Raw genomic sequence first — 18,499 nt, forward strand, 5'->3', positions numbered from 1 at the left:
TTTCCGATGCGCGTTCTACTCGTGCTGTTCAGCCTGATGCTGTCGATGTCGTTATCGGCGGCGGAAAAACTGCCGGTGGTCACCAGTTTCAGCATCCTTGCCGACATGGTGCATCAGGTGGGCGGCGAGCATATCCAGATCACCAACATGGTCGGCCCTGACGCCGATGCCCACACTTACGAACCGACGCCGGATGACGCCAAGGCACTGCTCAAGGCAAAGCTGATCATCAAAAACGGGTTGGGTTTCGAACCCTGGCTGGATCGGCTGGTCGCCAGCACCGAGACCAGAGCCCCGGTGATCAGCGCCAGTCGCGGCGTGATTCCGCGCTCGCTGGATGAGGACGGCGAAACCGTCCCCGACCCACACGCCTGGCACAATCTGGCGAACGCCGAGCTGTACGTCGCCAACATCACCAAGGCGCTGATCGCCGCCGACCCGGCAAACAAAGCCGACTACGAGCGTAACAGCCAGGCCTACCTGAAACAGATCTACGCCCTCCTCGCCCAAGCGAAAGCCAAGCTCGGTTCATTGCCGCCGGGCAACCGCAAGATCGTTACCAGCCACGACGCCTTCGGTTATCTCGGGCAGGCGTACGGCATAGACTTCATGGCGCCACAAGGTCTGTCCACCGAACGCGAACCCTCCGCTGCCGAAGTCGCCGCGCTGATCACCCAGATTCGCCAGGCCAAAGTCAAAGCGGTGTTCATGGAAAACATCAAGGACGCGCGCCTGCTGAAACAGATTGCCGACGAAAGCGGCGCACACATCGGCGGCACGCTGTACTCCGACGCCCTCGCCGCCAGCGGCCCGGCCAGCACCTTCACCGGGCTGTTCGAATACAACCTCAACACTCTTTACCAAGCCCTGAGCCAACCATGATCCGTAAAAATCCTTCCGGTGATTTGCCGCAGATTGCCGAGTCTGCCTACGTCGATAAAACCGCGATCATCTGCGGCAAAGTGGTGATCGGCGAAAACGTGTTCGTCGGCCCGTACGCGGTGATCCGCGCTGATGAAGTGGACGCCACGGGCGAGATGGAACCGATCACCATCGGCGCCAATTCGAACATCCAGGACGGCGTGGTGATCCACTCCAAATCCGGCGCGGCGGTGACCATCGGCGAATTCAGCTCCATCGCCCACCGCTCGATCGTGCACGGTCCGTGCACGGTCGGCGACCGGGTGTTCATCGGTTTCAACAGCGTGCTCTTCAACTGTGTGGTCGGCAACGGTTGCGTAGTGCGGCACAACTCGGTGGTCGACGGCCGAGATCTGCCGGACGCGTTCTACGTGCCCTCCACCACCCGCATCGGCCCGGGCACCGACCTCTCACAATTCCCGCCAGTGAGCGTCAGCGCTTCGGAGTTTTCCGAAGACGTGGCGCGCACCAACGTCGACCTGGTGCGCGGCTACAAAGCCCTGCAGAACGAGTTCTGAACCATGAGCAGTGTGGTGATTCGCAATGCGCGGCTGGTGAACGAGGGGCGTGAGTTCGACGCCGATCTGTTGGTCAGCAACGGGCGCATCGTCAAGATCGCCGGCAGCATCGAAGGTGAAAACGCGACCCGTGAAATCGACGCCAACGGCCAATGGCTGCTGCCGGGGATGATTGACGACCAGGTGCATTTCCGTGAGCCGGGTGCGCCGGCCAAAGGCAGCATCCACACCGAGTCCCGTGCAGCCGTGGCCGGGGGCATCACCAGTTTCATGGACATGCCGAACACCAACCCTGCCACCCTGACCCTTGACGCGCTGGCCGACAAAAAGCGCCGGGCAGCGATCAATTCGGTGGCCAACTACGGTTTTCACTTTGGTGTCAGTCACGACAATCTGGACATTGTCGCGGCGCTCAATCCGAGCGAAGTGGCCGGGGTCAAAGTGTTCATGGGCGCGTCCACCGGCAACATGCTGGTGGACGACCCCAACACCCTCGAGCGCCTGTTCGCAGAAGTGCCGACGATTCTGCTGGCCCACTGTGAGCACACGCCGAGCATCGAAACGAATGCCGCAAACCTTCGCGAACGCTTCGGCAACCAACTGCCACCCGACGCCCATGCGCTGATCCGCAATGCCAACGCCTGCTTTCGCTCATCGTCTCTGGCGGTGGATCTGGCCCGACGTTACGGCACTCGTCTGCACGTCCTGCACCTGACCACGGCGTGCGAGCTGGCCCTGTTCGAAGACAAACCGCTGACGCAAAAACGCATCACTGCCGAAGTCTGCCTGCATCACTTGCTGTTTGATGACCGTGACTATCCGAACCTCGGCAACCTGATCAAATGCAATCCGGCGATCAAGTCCCAGAGCGATCGTGACGCCCTGCGCCAGGCGCTGCTGAGCAATCGACTGGACGTGATCGGCAGCGATCACGCGCCGCACACCTGGGCGGAAAAACAGCAAGCGTATGAACAGGCACCGTCAGGACTGCCACTGGTGCAACACGCGCTGCCGGCGTTATTGGAACTGGTGGCGGATGGCGTGTTGCCGATCACCACGCTGGTGGCGAAGACCAGCCACCGGGTGGCGGATCTGTTTGCCATTCCGGATCGCGGTTATTTGCGTGAGGGATATTGGGCGGATCTGGTGTTGATTCAACCGGAGCCCAAGGGTGTCGCTGTGTCACGTCAGCCGGTTCTGTCGCAATGCGGCTGGACGCCCTTCGCTCAGCGCAGCTTTCGGCATCGGGTCAGCACGACGATGGTGTCTGGGCAGATCGCGTGGCATGACCATCGGATCCATGACAACTGCCAGGGATTGCCGCTGCGGTTCATGCGCTGAAAAAAACCGCCTCCACTCGATGTGGAGGCGGTTTCGATGGTGACGTTACGCTCGCGGTTTGACCGTGCCGCAATCCTGACCCAGCCAGACTGCCCGGGTTTCCAGACTGCCCTTCTGGTTGATCCCGATGGCATTGAAGGTGCCATTGGCGACGGTGGTGAACTCACGGTCACTGAGGAACGTCGCGACGCCAGTGCCCTGGGCTTTCGGGCAACTGAAGCGGAATTTCCACTGGTTGCCGACACGCTCGGTGATCTGCTGTTTGCAGCCCGACTGCGGGTCCGCCAGCGGAATATCGTTGGTCGCCACCTGCTGCGGCGTCAGGCAGGCGCGGATGCCCTTGCCACCGATGTTGATCCCCTGCTTCTCCAGTTCCGCCCGCTGTTGCGGGGTGATCTGGCCTTGAATCTGACCGAGGATCGATTGCACATCCATCACCTGATCGTCGACCTTCACATTGCTCGACGTCATTTCCCATAACCCCGGCTGCAGCATTTGCGCCTGAGCAACCACCGGCAAGGCCAAACCCAGGCCCAGCGCCAAACCCAGCAGACGAACGTTCATTGAAAAACTCCTGATCAGTAGTGGCCGTTAGACGCCGGCCGCCTGTTTCGGTTCATGGCGGGCGCTGGCGGCTTGAAAACAAATAGCGACAATCGCCATGGAACATGGTCTGTTAAGCATTGAATCTTCAGGAGCAAGGTTGCCCCATGGATTATTTCGGACCGCACATTTTCGGTTATCTGATCGCCCTGATACACACCCTCGGCTCGATCGCCGCGATCCATGCCGTATTGACCGTACGCACCGCCCAAGGCTCGATCGCCTGGGCGCTGTCGTTGATCTTCATTCCCTATCTCACCCTCATCCCGTATCTGGTGTTCGGCCGCAGCACCTTCGATGGCTACATCAAGGCCCGCCGCCAGGCCAACGAACAGATGCGCCAGGCGATTTCCGAACTCAACTGGCGCCCGTGGGTGGAAGAAGCCCTGACCGCCCGCGCCTCGAATGCCTATGACTCGTTGCGCGCGATGCCAAAGCTGGGACGCATGCCGTGCCTGGCGAACAATGAAGTGCGATTGCTGATCAACGGCGCGGCCACCTTTGAGGCGATTTTCCACGCAATCGACCAGGCACGGGAAGCGGTGCTGATCCAGTTTTTCATCATTCACGACGATCGTCTCGGTCAACGCCTGCGTGACCTGCTGCTGAAGAAAGCGGCCGAAGGCGTGGTGATTCATTTGCTCTACGACCGCATCGGCAGCCACGCCCTGCCCCACAGTTATGTGCAGGCGCTGCGCGACGGCGGTGTCGAGGTAAAAGCATTCGCCACCCGCAGCGGCTGGCTCAATCGGTTCCAGGTGAATTTCCGCAACCACCGCAAGATCGTGGTGGTCGACGGGCTGATCGGGTTTGTCGGCGGGCATAACGTCGGCGACGAGTACATGGGTGAAAAACCACCGCTGGCGCCGTGGCGCGACACTCACGTCCAGGTGCGCGGCCCGGTGGTGGCGTGCATGCAGGAGTCATTTGCCGAAGACTGGTTCTGGGCCGCACGGTCATTGCCGCCGCTGATCCTGCCGGACGCATACCCGGAGGACGGCGTGCTTTGCCAATTGCTCGCCAGCGGCCCGGCGGATGCCTACGAGACCTGCTCGCTGTTCTTCGTCGAAGCCATCCACGCGGCCACCGAGCGCGTGTGGATCACCAGCCCCTACTTCATTCCCGACGAAGCCGTGTTCGCAGCATTACGCCTCGCGGTGCTGCGCGGGGTCGATGTGCGCCTGCTGCTGCCTTCGCGTCCCGACCACCGCATCGTCTACGCCGCTTCCAGCCTGTACGCGTTCGAAGCGGTGCGTGCCGGCGTGCGGGTATTCCGCTACGAACCGGGCTTCCTGCATCAGAAGGTGGTGTTGATCGACAGCGAAATCAGCGCGATCGGCAGCGCCAATCTGGACAACCGTTCGTTCCGGCTGAATTTCGAAGTGATGCTGCTGACCGTCGACAGCGAGTTCGCCGCCAGTGTGGAACAGATGCTCAACGATGACTTCGCCCAAGCCTATGAAGTCGCCAAAGAAGAAAGCCGGGAGATCCACCGCCTGCAACAGGTCGGCATGCGGATCGCCCGGCTGATTTCACCGATTCTCTAGATTCAAGGGTGGTAGATGTCGTCCCTCGTCCACGGCAGTTCATGGCTGCCGTCGGCATGGGCCTTCACGGCGAGGATCTGGTGCAGGTTGATCCAGCCGCGAGCGAATGCATAAGCGCAGCCTGCCAGGTACAGACGCCAGATACGCAGCGCCTGGTCCGGCACCAGTTTCGCGGCGGCTTCAAGGTTGTCCTCCAGCCGTTCGCTCCAGTGGTCCAGGGTGCGCGCGTAGTGCAGGCGCAGACTCTCGACGTCGACAATCTCCAGACCCGCTTCGCTGATCTCGGCCGAGATCATCGCCAGGTGCGGCAGTTCGCCGTTGGGGAACACGTACTTCTCGATGAAATCCCCGGCACCGCGTCCCACCGGACGGCCATCGGTGTGCTTGGCAGTGATGCCGTGGTTCATCACCAGACCGCCCTCTTTCACCGCGCCGAACAGGGTTTTGCAGTATTCGGCGAGGTTGGCGTGGCCGACGTGTTCGAACATGCCGACGCTGACCACTTTGTCGAAACGCCCGTCCTGGGGCAGATCGCGGTAATCGAGCAGTTGCAGTTCGATCTGATCCTCCAGACCTTCGGCTTTGACTCGCTCGCGGGCCAGGGCCAGTTGTTCTTTGCTCAGAGTAATACCGAAGACCTTGGCGCCAAATTCGCGGGCGGCATAACGCGCCAATCCGCCCCAGCCGCAACCGACGTCCAGCAGATAGTCGCCGGGCTGCAAACGCAGCTTGCGGCACAGGTGCCGGAACTTGGCTTGCTGGGCTTGCTCCAGGGATTCACTGCCGGTTTCGAAATACGCGCAGGAATACGCCATGTCGCTGTCCAGCCACAGCTGGTAGAACGCGTTCGATAGGTCATAGTGATAGGAGATGGCTTTGGCGTCGGTTTCCTTGTCGTGGAGCGTGCGCACCGGCTGACTGTCATCGTCTTCATCGAGCAGCGCGGAGCTCAGCTCATCGCACACCCGGATGACTTCGCTGATCGAGCCCTCCAGTTCGAGCTTGCCCTCGACGAACGCCGCCCCCAGCGCGTCGAGACTTGGATGGGTCAACTGGGACACCATCAATGGGTCCTTGACCACAATGGTGACGCTGGGCGTCGGGCCCAGATTGAATTCATGGCCGTCCCAGAGTCGCAGGCGAAGCGGAAGCTGCAGATTCTGTAAGGCCGGTGGAAGTTGCGCGAGCATGGAATATCCCCCTGGTTTCAGACGTCTGATCTGAGGGTAGACCATCCTTGAAAATTAGCAGGCTATCGATTTGATAGTCGCCGACTATCAGCCACATCGGCTGTCACCGCGCTGTCATCCCTGTTTCAGTGCGCCTTTTCAAATGACTGCGAGAGCGGCGCACAGTTCGAAAAATGATCAATCCGACGCTTTCAGCTCAGCAGTGGCTCTTGAAAACGGAGCAGGCGACCGGCATTGCCGAGCACCAGCAACGTGCTCAGGTTGTGCAGCAACGCAGCGATCATCGCCCCCGCTGCACCGAGCCAGCCGAAGGCCGCGAATACCACGATGGCCAGCGTCCAGCCCAGGCCGATGATCACGTTCACTTGCAAGGTGCGTCGGCACTGACGACTCAGGCGCACGCAGGTGCCGAGCCGACGCAGGTCGCTGCCGATCAGCACGATGTCGGCGGAGGCCAGCGCGATATCTGCACCGCCCGCTCCCATCGCGACGCCCACGACGCCCGCTTTAAGCGCCAGCGAATCGTTGATCCCGTCGCCGACCACCATCGGCCGGAAGCCGTTGTCGATTTCCTTGAGCACTCGGTTCAGTTTGTCTTCGGGCAACGCCTGGGCTTCGACTTCGTGCAGGCCGACATCCTTGGCCAGAGTTTGTGCGACGCTTTGCCGGTCACCGGTCAACAGCAGTTGCCGCCCCAGCCCGAGGTCACGCAGTTCACTCAGGGCAAATCGCGCTTCCGGTTTGACAGTGTCGGCCAGTAACAGCCAGGCGAGGAATTCGCCGTTCAACGCCAGCCCGGCAATCGGGCCGTCGTTTTCGGGGATCGCCGTGGTCGGGATGCCCAACTGCGCAAACAGCTCCGGGCGCCCGAGCGCGGCCTCGCCTTGCGCGGTCTTGGCCACAACGCCCAACCCCTGCCGCTCATGGATATCGGTCAGCACCAACACCTCTTCCGCGCTGACCAGTCCGGCCAGCGCGCGGCTGACCGGATGACTGCTCGCCGCCCCCAGGCTTGCAGCCAGCGCCATCACCAAACCGTGATCCGCTCGCGGGCTGTTGATCGACTGCAAGCGCAGCGTGCCGTAAGTCAGGGTGCCGGTCTTGTCGACGACCAGCGAGGTGAGATCGGCCAGCTCCTCAAGGAACGCCGAACTGCGGATCAGAATCCCGTGCCGCGCCGCCACCGCCACCCCGGCAATCGCCGTGGCCGGTGCCGACAACACCAGCGCGCATGGGCATGCCGCCACCAGCACCGCGAGCATCGCCTGTGCATCGTTGGTGATGAACCAGGTCACCGCCGCGAGCAACAAAACCAACACCATGTAACTGCCGGCATAGCGTTCGAGCAAACGAGTGATCGGTGGCTTGGAGCGTTCGGCGTTTTGCATCAGCGCGATGACTTTGCCGAGGGTGGATTCATCCCCGGTACGGGTCACTTCGATTCGCAGCAAACCGTCGAGGTTGATCGCACCGCCGAACACCGCCATGCCAACGCCCGCTTCCACCGGCACCGACTCACCGGTGATCGACGCCGTATCGAGGCTGGCCTGGCCGGACAAAACCCGACCGTCCGCCGGCACCCGATCACCGGCGCGCACTTCGACGTTGTCGCCGGCCTTGAGCGTGCCGTTGTCGACTTCGATGATCGAACCGTCCGCCTGCACTTTGCGTGCATGGCTGCGCGTGAGTTGGCCGAGGGCATGAATCGCTTCCTGGGAACCGATCACACTGCGCTCTTCCAGCACATGGCCAAAGATCATGATGATCGGCAACAACGCCGCGGTGAGCAGATCGCCCGTGGCCCAGGCCCCGATCATCGCCAGGGCGATCAACTGATCGGTGATGCCGTGCAGGCTCGGATAACGCAGGCTGAACCACGCCGAACGCATCACCGGCACCGCGACTAATAAAGAAGCGAATCCGAGCAACAGCTGACTGACGCCCGTCTGTTCCGGCATCAACCAGCGCCAGATCAGCCCCAGACCGAGCAAGCCGAGGGCGAGCATCGCCAGGGTCAACTGGCGGGCGGCGCGGCGTTGTTCGGCCGAGGACAACAGGCTCGGAGATGAGGTGGTAGCAGTCATTTGCTGGCTCCCTGAATGATCAGGCGTGAATCGTCTTTCGGATCGACCGTGGTCACCGAACCGGCCTGACCGAGAATCTTCGGCATGCGCTCGCGGTACAGACGCAACAGCATTTGCGGGTCAGTGCCCTGCTGTTGCGCCTTGGCCAGGCTCAACACCGTCGCCGTGTCGGCGGAGGCTTTGGCCAGGCGCTCACCCGCCTGGGCATGAGCGACTTGCAGCGTGCGGTCAGCCTGTTCATTGGCGGACTGGGTAAGTTTCTCGGCCTCGGTGCGGGCATTGGCGACCGCTTTGTCGGCTTGCTGGCTGGCAGTAAGGACGGCGTTGAACGCACTGACCGCCGGCTCCGGCAGACTCGATTGCACATCGACCCGAGCCACTTCGATGCCGATGCCCTGACCGCTCGCCTTCAACTCGGCCAGACGTCGGTTGATGCCTTGCACCAGATCGCCGCGCAACCGTTCACGACGTTCGGCGGCCTGATTATCAGCGCCGATCAACTCCGGCCGCGCCACCAGAATCGTGTCCAGATCCCGCGCCGCCGTCAGCGCCACCGCGCTTCGCGTCACTAATCGATCCAGCGCCGGCAACACATGCTCGCCCTGCAGTACGAAGTCATACGGGTCGGTGACCTTGTAGAACACCCGCACATCCAGTTGCACCACTCCGGCATCACCCGTGAGCAGATAGCCGGAGCCGGCCAGCGCATCACTCAGCGGCGTGGCGAAGGTCGCGACGCGATCCGCCTGCAAGGCCTGATCACTGCGCAGCAGATTTTCTACCCTGCGTTCGATGACACGATCTGCCGCCGGCAACAAAACCACCTGCTCGAACGGCTGCGGCCAGGCCAATAACAACCCGGCATTCTGAATGCGATCCAGCGCTCCGAAATGCAAAACCACCGCGCGATTTTGCGGGTCGATCTGCCGGACATTGGAAAACGCCCAGGCCAATGCTGCGAGCACGGTTACCGCATACAGCGCGAAAAACGCCAGACGTCCCGCTTGAATCCATGGACTGTTCAGCGAATGTGTTCCACGTGGAACTTCATTCATGGCTGCGGTCCGCTTTTGTTGTCGAGATTCGGCGGACCGTCGACCAACACCCGGAATGGCGCGGCGTCGGTGCGCAGGATCAGTTTGGTGTCCGGTGAAACAATGGTGCCGAGGGTGTCCAGCGAGCGCAGCAAGTTGTACAGCTGCGGCGAACCGGCATAAGCGCGTCCGTAAATCTGCGCCGCTTCCACCCGCGATTGAGCTTCGATATCGGCGGCTTTCACCGTGGCGTCGGCTTGCACGATTCGCGCATCGCGTTCGGCGGCGGAGCGGATTTGCGCTGCTTCACGTTTGCCAATGGCGGTGCGTTCGGTGGCGATGGTTTCACGCTCGGCGCGCATCCGGTCAACCGTTGCGGTGAGGGTCACCGATGGCAAGGTCAGCCGTTCGATGCCCACTTGCACCACGCGCACGCCGTAAGTGGCGAGCAACTGCTGATCGATTTGCTGACGCAACTGCGCTTCAAAATCGGCGATGCGAACCTGGCTGGCGTCGGTATTCACCAGATTGGCCAGATCGAAACTGCTAGCCGTGGTTTCCAGTGCCGAGCCGACAAACGTCCGAATCTGCCGCGCCGCTTCGTCCGGCTGGTTCTGCACGGCGCGCATAAAGCGCTGCACGTTGTCAGGATCGCCCTGCACCTGCCAGGCCACGTACGCCTGCACGATGATGCGCAGACCGTCGCGGGTGCCGACATCCTGCAAGCCGCTGGAGGTCGTGCGCAAACGCAGATCCACCGGAATCGCTGCTTCGAACGGCGCCGGCCAACGCCAGCTCAGTCCCGGTTCCAGCAACACGCGGGACGGGTTGCCGAACCGGGTGATGACCGTGGCTTCACCGGAGCGCACTTGCACCAGGCTCGCCGCCGCGATGGCGAACGCCACCAGCAATCCCGCCCAGCCCATGCGTTTCCACGGAAAAGGCCCCGCATCTTCCGGCGCACCGTGGTGATGGTGATGATGCCCGTGATGGTGATGATCGCCGCCGTGAGCATGATCGTGGCCGCTGTGGTCATGGTGATCGTGAGTGTGCGACTGGCTCAATGGGTGGCTCCTGGCTGAGCGGTGGTGCGCGCCGGATCTGCCGGCAGCGTGAACGTACGCAGGTCGATGGTCGGTGCGTTACTGCTGCCGCCCAGACGATGGTCGAGTACCAGCAGTTTGGCTTTGCTCAAACCCTGGCTGAGTTGGCTGAGGTATTGCTCCAGCACGAAGGCCTGGCCGGCACTGGCGTAGGCCTTTTGTTCGGCGCTGAATTTCAGATCCGCCGCTCGGGCGGTGGCGTTGATTTCATGGGCGTTGGCACTGGCCTGATCCCGAGCGAGGCTGGCCTGCAACTGTGCCTGGTTACTCGCTTCGGCGGCAGCGCCGCGCTCGCGGGAGATCAACGCCTGAGAGCCGATCTGCGCCGCTTGCACGCTGTGATAGGCATTGGCCGCCCCTGCCGGTGGGTGAATCGCTTCGACAACCGTGGCGAGAATTTCCACGCCGCTGTCGAGTTTCTGCAGATCGCTTTGTACGGCGCGGCCGATTTCTTCGGCGAGTCCGATCCTGTCCTCGCCAAGCAAACCGTCGAGTGTGCGCGAGGCAAAGTCATGCACCAGAATCCGGCTGGCGGTGCTGCGGATCAGCGTGGGCACATCGGCGCTGTTGTAAGTGGCGGCCAGCGCGGCTTGATCGCTCAGGCCGATGCGATAGACGAAGCGCACGTCCATGTTGACGATCTGAAAGCTCTGCTGATCGCCCCGGCTGCTGGCGATAACCTGGGATTTGTCATTGACGTGGCTGGCGTCCCACAAACGGTTGGCAGTAAATGGCGCCGGGCCTTCTGCCGGATCCAACTGCACGAGTGCCGGGTTCTCGCCGACACTGGTTGCCAGTTCATGCACCACGCCGTTTTCAACGTTCAGCACACGACCCAACGGCCAGGGCAAACCAGCGTGCAAACCCGGACCGAACACCTGCACCGGTTTGCCGAAGCGCTCGTAGATGCCACGGCTTTGCATCGGTATTTCGTGAAGGCCGGTGAGCAACCAGCCCACCGCTGCCACCAACACCAACACCGGCAAGAAGGCGCGGCGCATGTAACTGAAGGCCCAGATCTGACGCAGATCGATGCCGAAGCGGTTGTGCAATTCATGCTGTAACGCGAGCAAAGGTTGTGGCGGCCAGCGCAGCAGATCAGCGACAAAACTGCGCGCCAGCAGCACCGGTTCGAGTTGTTCGCGGCGCGGGCTGAACAACGACAGCAGCGCACGCAGCAGCAATTCCAGGGCAACCAGCCCCGGCAGAATGCCGATCAACACTGCCAGCCGCACCGGCCAGATTGCACTGTCACTGGCGAACAACAGGCACAACGCGCCCAGCACCAGACTGATGATTGCCACCCGCGTCAGCTGCGCCAGCGCTCCGGCCTCGGGCCATTGCGCCGGGTTTTCCTGCGCCAGTTGCCGCTCCAGCACCAGCAGAGCGAACGCCAGCAGCAACGCGATGGCCGCGCCGACCGTGGCGGACAACCCCACTCCCGCCGCCGGCAGCGTCAGGCTCCACATTTGCTCGATGCTTAACAGCACCAGCAACGACCACCCGCCCAGCCACAATGTGGCCGCGCCGATCTGCCCTAGCAGGTGCAGACTGCGTTGACTCATGCGATCCAGCAGTCGCTCGTACCAGCCATCCGGCGCAGGTTCTTCAGCAACCGTTACCGGCACCACGGGATTGATCACCCGCGCCCGCCATTGCGTCACCCACCACGCCGATTGCAGCCCCGTCACCAGCACCAGCAGCGCCGCGCTTTGATTGACCAGCAGCGCGGACCACAGCGATTGCGGCGCAAACAGCCCGACAAAAAATGCCAGCACCCACCCTGCACCGGCCAACGCAGCCAGACCGATCGCCAGGCGACGCAAGCGCCGGCCTTGCGCTGCCGCTTGCTGAAAGCGCGGCAACCCGGTGACCGGCGTGCCTTCATCCAGATCGACTTGCATATCCCCCAAAACCCTTGGCTCACTGCACATATCGTTACGATATAACGAAAGTCGTGAAATATTTGTACTCATTTGCATCATTCAAAGATGCGCAACCTGTCGCTTGCCTGAAGCCTTGACCGAAATGTCGGGAAACGCTCATATTACGTTCGTAATTTTTAGCACGAACTACTTTTACTGATCCGCATCCTTCAGCCAGGAGCAAGAGCATGAGCAACTATGACGTGGTGATTCTGGGCGGTGGCCCCGGCGGTTATAACGCAGCGATCCGCGCCGGCCAACTGGGTCTCAAGGCCGCGTGTGTCGAAGGCCGCGCCACGCTGGGTGGCACCTGCCTGAACGTCGGCTGCATGCCGTCCAAGGCGCTTTTGCATGCGTCCGAGCTGTACGAAGCGGCGTTGGGCGCGGAGTTCGCCAATCTGGGCATCGAGGTCAAACCCACGCTCAACCTTGCGCAAATGATGAAGCAGAAAGATGAAAGCGTGAGCGGCCTGACCAAAGGCATCGAGTTTCTGTTTCGCAAAAACAAGGTCGACTGGATCAAGGGCTGGGGCCACATCGACGGCCCTGGAAAAGTCAGCGTGACCGGCGATCAGGGCAGCCGGATCGAACTGACTGCCAAGGACATCGTCATCGCCACCGGCTCCGAGCCCACTCCCCTGCCCGGCGTGGAAATAGACAATAAGCGCATCCTCGACTCGACCGGTGCGCTGTCCTTGAGCGAAGTACCCAAGCATCTTGTTGTGATCGGTGCGGGCGTGATCGGTCTCGAACTCGGCTCGGTCTGGCGCCGGCTCGGCGCGCAGGTGACCGTGGTGGAATACCTCGATCGCATCTGCCCCGGCGTCGACGGCGAAGCCGGTAAGACTCTGCAACGTTCGCTGAGCAAACAGGGCATCAGCTTCAAGCTGAGCTCGAAAGTGACCAGTGCCACTTCTTCGGCCACTGGCGTACAGCTCAGCGTCGAACCCGCCGCTGGCGGCAGCGCAGAAATCCTTGAAGCCGATTACGTACTGGTGGCCATCGGACGTCGTCCGTACACCCAAGGCCTGGGCCTGGAAAACGTCGGCCTGAGCACCGACAAACGCGGCATGCTCGCCAACAAACAGCATCGCACCGAGGCGCCCGGCGTGTGGGTGATCGGCGACGTCACGTCCGGGCCGATGCTCGCGCACAAGGCCGAAGACGAAGCCATGGCCTGCATCGAACAGATCGTCGGCAAGGCCGGCGAGGTCAATTACGACCTGATTCCCAACGTGATCTACACCCGGCCAGAGCTGGCCAGCGTCGGCAAGACCGAAGAGCAGCTGAAAGCCGAAGGCCGGGCGTACAAGGTCGGCAAATTCCCGTTCACCGCCAACAGCCGGGCGAAGATCAATCACGAGACCGAAGGTTTTGCCAAAGTCATCGCTGACGAGCGCACCGACGAAGTCCTCGGTGTGCACCTGGTCGGCCCGAGCGTCAGCGAAATGATCGGCGAATTCTGCGTGGCCATGGAGTTCAGCGCCTCGGCCGAGGACATCGCGCTGACCTGTCACCCGCATCCAACCCGCTCCGAAGCGCTTCGTCAGGCAGCAATGAATGTCGAGGGGATGGCGACGCAGATGTAAGCACTGTGCGAATACTTCCCGCGCAATGCGGGAAGTATCAGGACGGCAGATGCCCCAGCGGCAGCGCGCCGGGCGTCTTCACCGTGTGAATCGCAAAATTGCTGCGGATGTCGCTTACCCCCGGCAGCTTCAACAGGCAACCGGTGAGAAAGCGGTCATAGGCGCGTAGATCCGGCACCACCACTTGCAGCAGAAAGTCCGACTCCCCGGACACCAGAAACGCTGAAATCACCTCCGGCAACGCCGTCACCGCCCGGTGGAACGCCTCGGCTTGTTCGTCGTTGTGCCGCTCGACCTTGACCCCGACAAACACCGTCAGACCCAACCCCACTTCATCGCGATCCAGATTGGCCTGATAACCGCGAATCACCCCAGCCTCTTCGAGCATCCGCACCCGGCGCAGACACGGCGATGCCGACAGACCGATCTCGTCGGCCAACTGCACATTGCTCAAGCGCCCGTCCCTTTGCAGCGCGGCGAGAATCTTGCGATCAAAGGCATCCAGTTTCATGGTTGGCAGATCCTGATGGTTTAGGCGGTGAAAGAGCGCAGATTATGCCAATTCAGCGGCCTTTAGAAGCTGACTACGCAACCACCTGCCCTGCCTTTCGGCCCTAGACTGAGGCGACCGAATCGACAACGAAAGGGGTGCGACATGGCGAGTCTCTGGCTGTTTTTCCTGGCGCTGGCAGTGGTCTTTCTGTTGCCCGGCCCGGACATGATCCTGCTGCTGCAGACCGGCGCTCGCCAGGGGCGCGGTGCAGCGCTGGCCACGGCGGTGGGTCTGGCCATCGCCCGAGGCTGTCATGTAGCGCTCGCGGCGTTGGGGCTGGCGGCGCTGTTCAAGGCGGCGCCGTGGACGTTCGATGCCGTGCGGATCGCCGGGGCGGCGTACTTGCTGTGGATCGGCATTCAGTGCCTGCGCACCACGCTGCTGCCGGATCTGAACGCCGGCACCATCACGGACAGTCATGCGCAGTGCTACGCCGCCATCCGTCGCGGCCTGTTGACCAACCTGCTCAACCCGAAAGCGTTGCTGTTCTGCTCGGTGTTGCTGCCGCAGTTCATCGTGGCAAATGGCGCACCGGTGCTGACGCAGTTTGCGCTGCTCGGCGCGATGCTGGTGGGCGCCGGCCTGCTGTTCGACAGCGCCTACGCCCTGACCGGCGCCGCGCTGGGCCGCTGGCTGAAACACAGCCCGACGGCCCAACGGGTGCAACAGTGGCTGTTCGGCAGCCTGTTGATCGGCTTTGCGGTGCGCCTGACGTTCGTCCAGCAGGCTTAGGCTTTGCGAGACTTGCGCTGACGGCGGGTAATGATCACCAGCACAATCACGGTTAACCCGACAATGGTGCCGATCTGTACTGCACGCTTGTAGGGTCGCAACACTCCCCGTACAGCATCGACAACCTGGGTGACGTAGCGTTTGTCGGCGCTGGCGAAATCCGGATAAGGGCATTGCTGGCCGAAATAGCCACCCCAGCCCATGTACGGACCTTCTTTCACATATCGCTGATACAGCGCGCTTTGCTCTTGCAGGCTGCTATTGAAACCGGCCGCCGAGCACAACACAGCGGCAAACGCCTGACTGGTGTGCGGCAGATTATCCGCCGCACGGCTGGCCAGCGCCGTGGCAACAAACCGATAGTGATAGCGCTCATCCGGCTGCGCTTCACTGGCCTTCTGACGTTGGACTTCGGCCTCGCTCACCAGCGGTCCGACTTTCAGCTCGGCGTTTTCCAGACTGAAGTTGCCACCAAAGGTCGCGTAATCCGGGGCCATTTCGTAGCCCAGTATGTCCATGCCCCACTCACGGGCTGTCCACGCAGCATTGAACAGTGCGCTGGCACGTTTGGTCGGCCACCATGCCGAATCGGCTTTGAGGCGTTGCTCACCATAGAGCCGCGCCTTGTTCTGCAGATCCGCGCTGTCGAAATAGCCAACCGCTTCTTCGTAGTGCCCCTCACGCAACAAACGCCGCCCCAGCAGATTACGCAGACTGGCGGCCACCGGCAGCGGCACGTAATTGTCGCGATCCTGCTGGCTCAACGCAGGCGGCGCCGGGACGTTGGTATCGACATAGTTTTTCAACTCCTCGACCGTCAGCACGCGCTCGGCCACGGTCGCGGCGTCGAACCAGTAAATGTGCTGGCTGCGATACAACTGATCGAAGGCCTGCAGGTACTCGCCACGTTGCAGCGCCAGAATGGCGCTTTCACCCTCGACCCGGCATTTGGGCTGCACGCTTTCGAGATTCCAGTCGGCAGTGCGCCGCTCGCCCCAGGATTCGTCCTGCGGGAACGCTTGCGCGGCTTTCGCATAAGCCGCAGCCGCCGCGTTCCTGTCGCCATCGCGCACCGCCAGTTTCGCCCGCAGCCACCACGCCAGGCCGCTGTCGCCAGCGTGTTCGAGGAACGCCTTGGCGCTGGCGTAATCGCCCTGTTGATAATTCATCGCCGCCAGACGATCAGCGTTATCGAGGCTGCCGCGGGTGCTCGCTTGCAGGGCCTTGACCAGCTTCTTCTCGTTCGGCGGCTCATCACCGAACGACCAGCCGATCCGGCTGATCAGCGAGGCGGTCACCAGTTGCTGCACCGCTTCGCGGCGCAGCAATTTCGCCAACCGATCTTCGGGCTCCTCGGCCAGTTCGTTCATCAACTGCTTTAGCGAGGTATACCCGACGTTCGAGCCGTGCAGGTTTTGCGCGGCATACAGCTTGATGGCGTTGTTCCAGTCACCCGCCATGCGCAACGCCCGCGCCTCTTCGCCAAGGCTGGCCACGCCCAGTTCCAGCGGATCGCTGAAGCCGTCGATGCTCAGTTGCCGCGTCTGGCGGAACGCGTCGATAGCGTTTTCCCAGGCTTCAAGCGCATCGCCCGATTCGCTGCTCATGGCAAAGTACGCCCGGCCCAGAGAATAGGCAGCCCAGGTGCTGCGTAACGCCCGCTGATCGGCCGGCAGCGCCAGCAACTGACGGAAATACTCGACCGCCAGTTGATGGTCACCGGCGCCGAACGCCACCGCGCCCGCCACATACAGACGCAGTTCCGCCGGCAGGCTCGCGCCCTGCACGTCGACCTGATGCGCATCGGTCAGGCCGCGCAGTTGTTTGACCAGCGCTTGCTGATCAGGCGTCAGGCCGATCTGCTCGGCCTTGTCGCGCACCTCGGCGGGTTCTGGAGCCTCGGCGTAGATGTCATCCGGATTGTGGGTGGCGGCGGTGACGTTCTTCAGCCCGGCGATGGTTTTGCCGAGGCGACTGATCTCGAACCTGAAGTTGCCCTCCGGCAGCTCCGCCAGCGATTGCCCGCGATCGTCGAGCAGACGCATCGGGAAATCCGGGCCGCAGGCCAGCGCCGAGCCCAGCGGCAGGCTGAGGCTCAGGCAAAGCAGATGGCGCGGCCAGTTACGGGTCAACATGCGAACCTCCTTGATCAATATTTGCGCAGCGTGCCCAACCGATCGCACGCTGCCCGTTCGCCGGCAATCGGCCGTCGCGCAGGCGGGTGAAGGTAAGCAGATCCGCCGTCTGTTGCAACGCATAACCGGCGAGCGCATCGGCACCTTCGCAGCCCCGGGCCTTGATGGTGATGCGGGCGGGCCAGGCGCTGTCGAGGTTACCGACGTTACGCAGGGCGATGTCTTGCAGGCCGTTCTGTTCGGTGAACGTCAGTCCGAGCTGGCTGCTCAATGCATCGCCTCGGGCGACCGCACGCAACGTGCTCAGGCTCCAGGCTCTGCGGTCGTTGGCCAACGGCAGCCGAAACCAGATCAGACCGGCCAGATGCGCCGGGCGATCCTCGCGTAACTCATTGGCCAGCCGGCCCAGTTGTTGCGGATCGGCGAGCAATTCGCGTCGCTCGCCACCGCGCTCGAGCGGCACTTCGCTTTCCACCACCGGGGCGCCGTCGGCAGCCGCCAACAACGCCACGCCATAGGCCGGCAGTGCCAGATAAAACGGTTTGTCGGTCACCCGCCCCCAGGCCTTGGCCCAGCGCTGGGCCAGCTCGGGATCGAACAGACCGCGACGCGGATCGCTGACGGCATGCACCTGCAACACGCTGCTGTCGACGGTCGCCAGCAGCGCCGGCAATTGCGGGCTGTCGAGCCAGGCGGGCAACGCGGTGATGCTCAGGGGCAGATTGGCCGGCAATGCGCCGCGCAACTGAGTGAGAAATTCAGTGTAAGCAGGCAGTCGGGCATTGCCGGCGTCATGATCGATCTCGACGCCGCTCAGGTTCAGCCCCTGGCCTTGCCAGTCAGCGAGCACTTGAAGGATTTGCGCCGTGACCGCTTGCGTATCGAGCGCCTTGAGCTGGCCGTCGAGGCGAATCACCGCAATCAACGGCCGCGCATCGTGTTTCAGCAGCGCGAAATCGACGCGTGCGAGACTCCAGCCGTCATTCGGGAAAGCCTGCAACGCCAATACCCGCAACGTCGAAAAGTCGTTGCGACTGTCGTTCAAGGCACGTTCATGGGCTGGCGTCCATTGCCGTTGCCAGACGTAAAGCTGCTGATCGAGCGGCACCGCGTCCTGTCGTTCACAAGCACACAGCAACAACACAGCCACCAGGGCCAACCACCCGATGATAAAGCGCATACCTTGCAGATCCCTGAGACATCAAGCTGCAAGGTTACACAAAA

At 62.2% G+C, this 18,499-nt stretch carries 15 protein-coding genes; 6 read left to right on the top strand and 9 right to left on the bottom strand.

The annotated features are described in order from the left end of the window. Nucleotides 1-6 precede the first annotated feature (6 nt). The 3 genes from EIY71_RS08955 to EIY71_RS08965 are packed head-to-tail and all read left to right on the top strand — an operon-like array spanning nt 7 to nt 2,780. Nucleotides 7-882, top strand: a complete 876-nt coding sequence (locus tag EIY71_RS08955; RefSeq protein WP_134021436.1) for a metal ABC transporter substrate-binding protein — start codon at nt 7-9, stop codon at nt 880-882. After that, nucleotides 879-1,439, top strand: coding sequence for a carbonate dehydratase (locus tag EIY71_RS08960; RefSeq protein ID WP_011336655.1), 561 nt, complete (start codon nt 879-881; stop codon nt 1,437-1,439). The genes EIY71_RS08955 and EIY71_RS08960 overlap by 4 nt, the downstream gene beginning before the upstream one ends. A 3-nt stretch (nt 1,440-1,442) precedes the next feature. Continuing rightward, entirely contained in the window at nt 1,443-2,780 is a 1,338-nt protein-coding gene (locus EIY71_RS08965) for a dihydroorotase (RefSeq protein WP_134021439.1), read from the top strand. Between the two features lie 45 nt (nt 2,781-2,825). On the opposite strand, the gene EIY71_RS08970 is transcribed toward EIY71_RS08965, so the two are convergent. Continuing rightward, nucleotides 2,826-3,344, bottom strand: a complete 519-nt coding sequence (locus EIY71_RS08970; RefSeq protein WP_007954220.1) for a DUF3617 domain-containing protein — start codon at nt 3,342-3,344, stop codon at nt 2,826-2,828. 146 nt (nt 3,345-3,490) lie between these two features. Here EIY71_RS08970 and cls point away from each other — a divergent pair, with 146 nt between their 5' ends. Beyond that, complete coding sequence (gene cls / locus EIY71_RS08975; protein ID WP_011336657.1) at nt 3,491-4,930, top strand: cardiolipin synthase; 1,440 nt, start codon at nt 3,491-3,493, stop codon at nt 4,928-4,930. 2 nt (nt 4,931-4,932) lie between these two features. On the opposite strand, the gene cfaB is transcribed toward cls, so the two are convergent. From cfaB to hflK (EIY71_RS09000), 5 genes are all read right to left on the bottom strand, one after another. After that, nucleotides 4,933-6,120: a C17 cyclopropane fatty acid synthase CfaB gene (cfaB, locus tag EIY71_RS08980; RefSeq protein WP_085747978.1), complete on the bottom strand. Its 1,188-nt coding sequence runs from the start codon at nt 6,118-6,120 to the stop codon at nt 4,933-4,935. A gap of 191 nt (nt 6,121-6,311) precedes the next feature. Then, on the bottom strand, nt 6,312-8,204 hold the full coding sequence (locus EIY71_RS08985; RefSeq protein ID WP_134021442.1) for a heavy metal translocating P-type ATPase: 1,893 nt from the start codon (nt 8,202-8,204) through the stop codon (nt 6,312-6,314). Continuing rightward, nucleotides 8,201-9,259, bottom strand: coding sequence for a protease modulator HflK (gene hflK / locus EIY71_RS08990; RefSeq protein WP_064600576.1), 1,059 nt, complete (start codon nt 9,257-9,259; stop codon nt 8,201-8,203). Before hflK (EIY71_RS08990) ends, EIY71_RS08985 begins: the two co-directional genes overlap by 4 nt. Then, on the bottom strand, nt 9,256-10,302 hold the full coding sequence (gene hflC / locus EIY71_RS08995; RefSeq protein ID WP_134021445.1) for a protease modulator HflC: 1,047 nt from the start codon (nt 10,300-10,302) through the stop codon (nt 9,256-9,258). The genes hflK (EIY71_RS08990) and hflC overlap by 4 nt, the downstream gene beginning before the upstream one ends. Then, nucleotides 10,299-12,245 carry a protease modulator HflK gene (gene hflK, locus EIY71_RS09000; RefSeq protein ID WP_134021448.1) on the bottom strand — a complete coding sequence of 649 codons (1,947 nt, stop codon included), beginning with the start codon at nt 12,243-12,245 and terminating at the stop codon, nt 10,299-10,301. Before hflK (EIY71_RS09000) ends, hflC begins: the two co-directional genes overlap by 4 nt. Nucleotides 12,246-12,454: 209 nt before the next feature. On the opposite strand from hflK (EIY71_RS09000), the gene lpdA reads away from it, so the two are divergent. Further along, nucleotides 12,455-13,855 (top strand): dihydrolipoyl dehydrogenase, encoded by a 1,401-nt coding sequence (gene lpdA / locus EIY71_RS09005; RefSeq protein ID WP_085747982.1) that lies wholly within the window; start codon nt 12,455-12,457, stop codon nt 13,853-13,855. Nucleotides 13,856-13,892: 37 nt separating this feature from the next. On the opposite strand, the gene EIY71_RS09010 is transcribed toward lpdA, so the two are convergent. Then, on the bottom strand, nt 13,893-14,366 hold the full coding sequence (locus tag EIY71_RS09010) for an Lrp/AsnC family transcriptional regulator (RefSeq protein ID WP_007954205.1): 474 nt from the start codon (nt 14,364-14,366) through the stop codon (nt 13,893-13,895). A gap of 144 nt (nt 14,367-14,510) precedes the next feature. Here EIY71_RS09010 and EIY71_RS09015 point away from each other — a divergent pair, with 144 nt between their 5' ends. Then, a complete protein-coding gene (locus EIY71_RS09015) occupies nt 14,511-15,140 on the top strand; it encodes a LysE family translocator (protein ID WP_085747984.1) in 630 nt (209 codons plus the stop codon). Here the strand turns inward: EIY71_RS09015 and EIY71_RS09020 are convergent. Together EIY71_RS09020 and EIY71_RS09025 are read right to left on the bottom strand one after the other, a co-directional pair. Beyond that, on the bottom strand, nt 15,137-17,275 hold the full coding sequence (locus tag EIY71_RS09020) for a hypothetical protein (protein ID WP_085747985.1): 2,139 nt from the start codon (nt 17,273-17,275) through the stop codon (nt 15,137-15,139). The genes EIY71_RS09015 and EIY71_RS09020 overlap by 4 nt on opposite strands. Beyond that, on the bottom strand, nt 17,262-18,455 hold the full coding sequence (locus tag EIY71_RS09025) for a DUF3142 domain-containing protein (protein ID WP_134021451.1): 1,194 nt from the start codon (nt 18,453-18,455) through the stop codon (nt 17,262-17,264). The genes EIY71_RS09020 and EIY71_RS09025 overlap by 14 nt, the downstream gene beginning before the upstream one ends. Nucleotides 18,456-18,499: the final 44 nt, after the last annotated feature.

Origin of the sequence: Pseudomonas sp. CH235 (assembly GCF_004368175.1) — a bacterium.
Classification (GTDB): Bacteria; Pseudomonadota; Gammaproteobacteria; order Pseudomonadales; family Pseudomonadaceae; genus Aquipseudomonas; species Aquipseudomonas paraglycinae.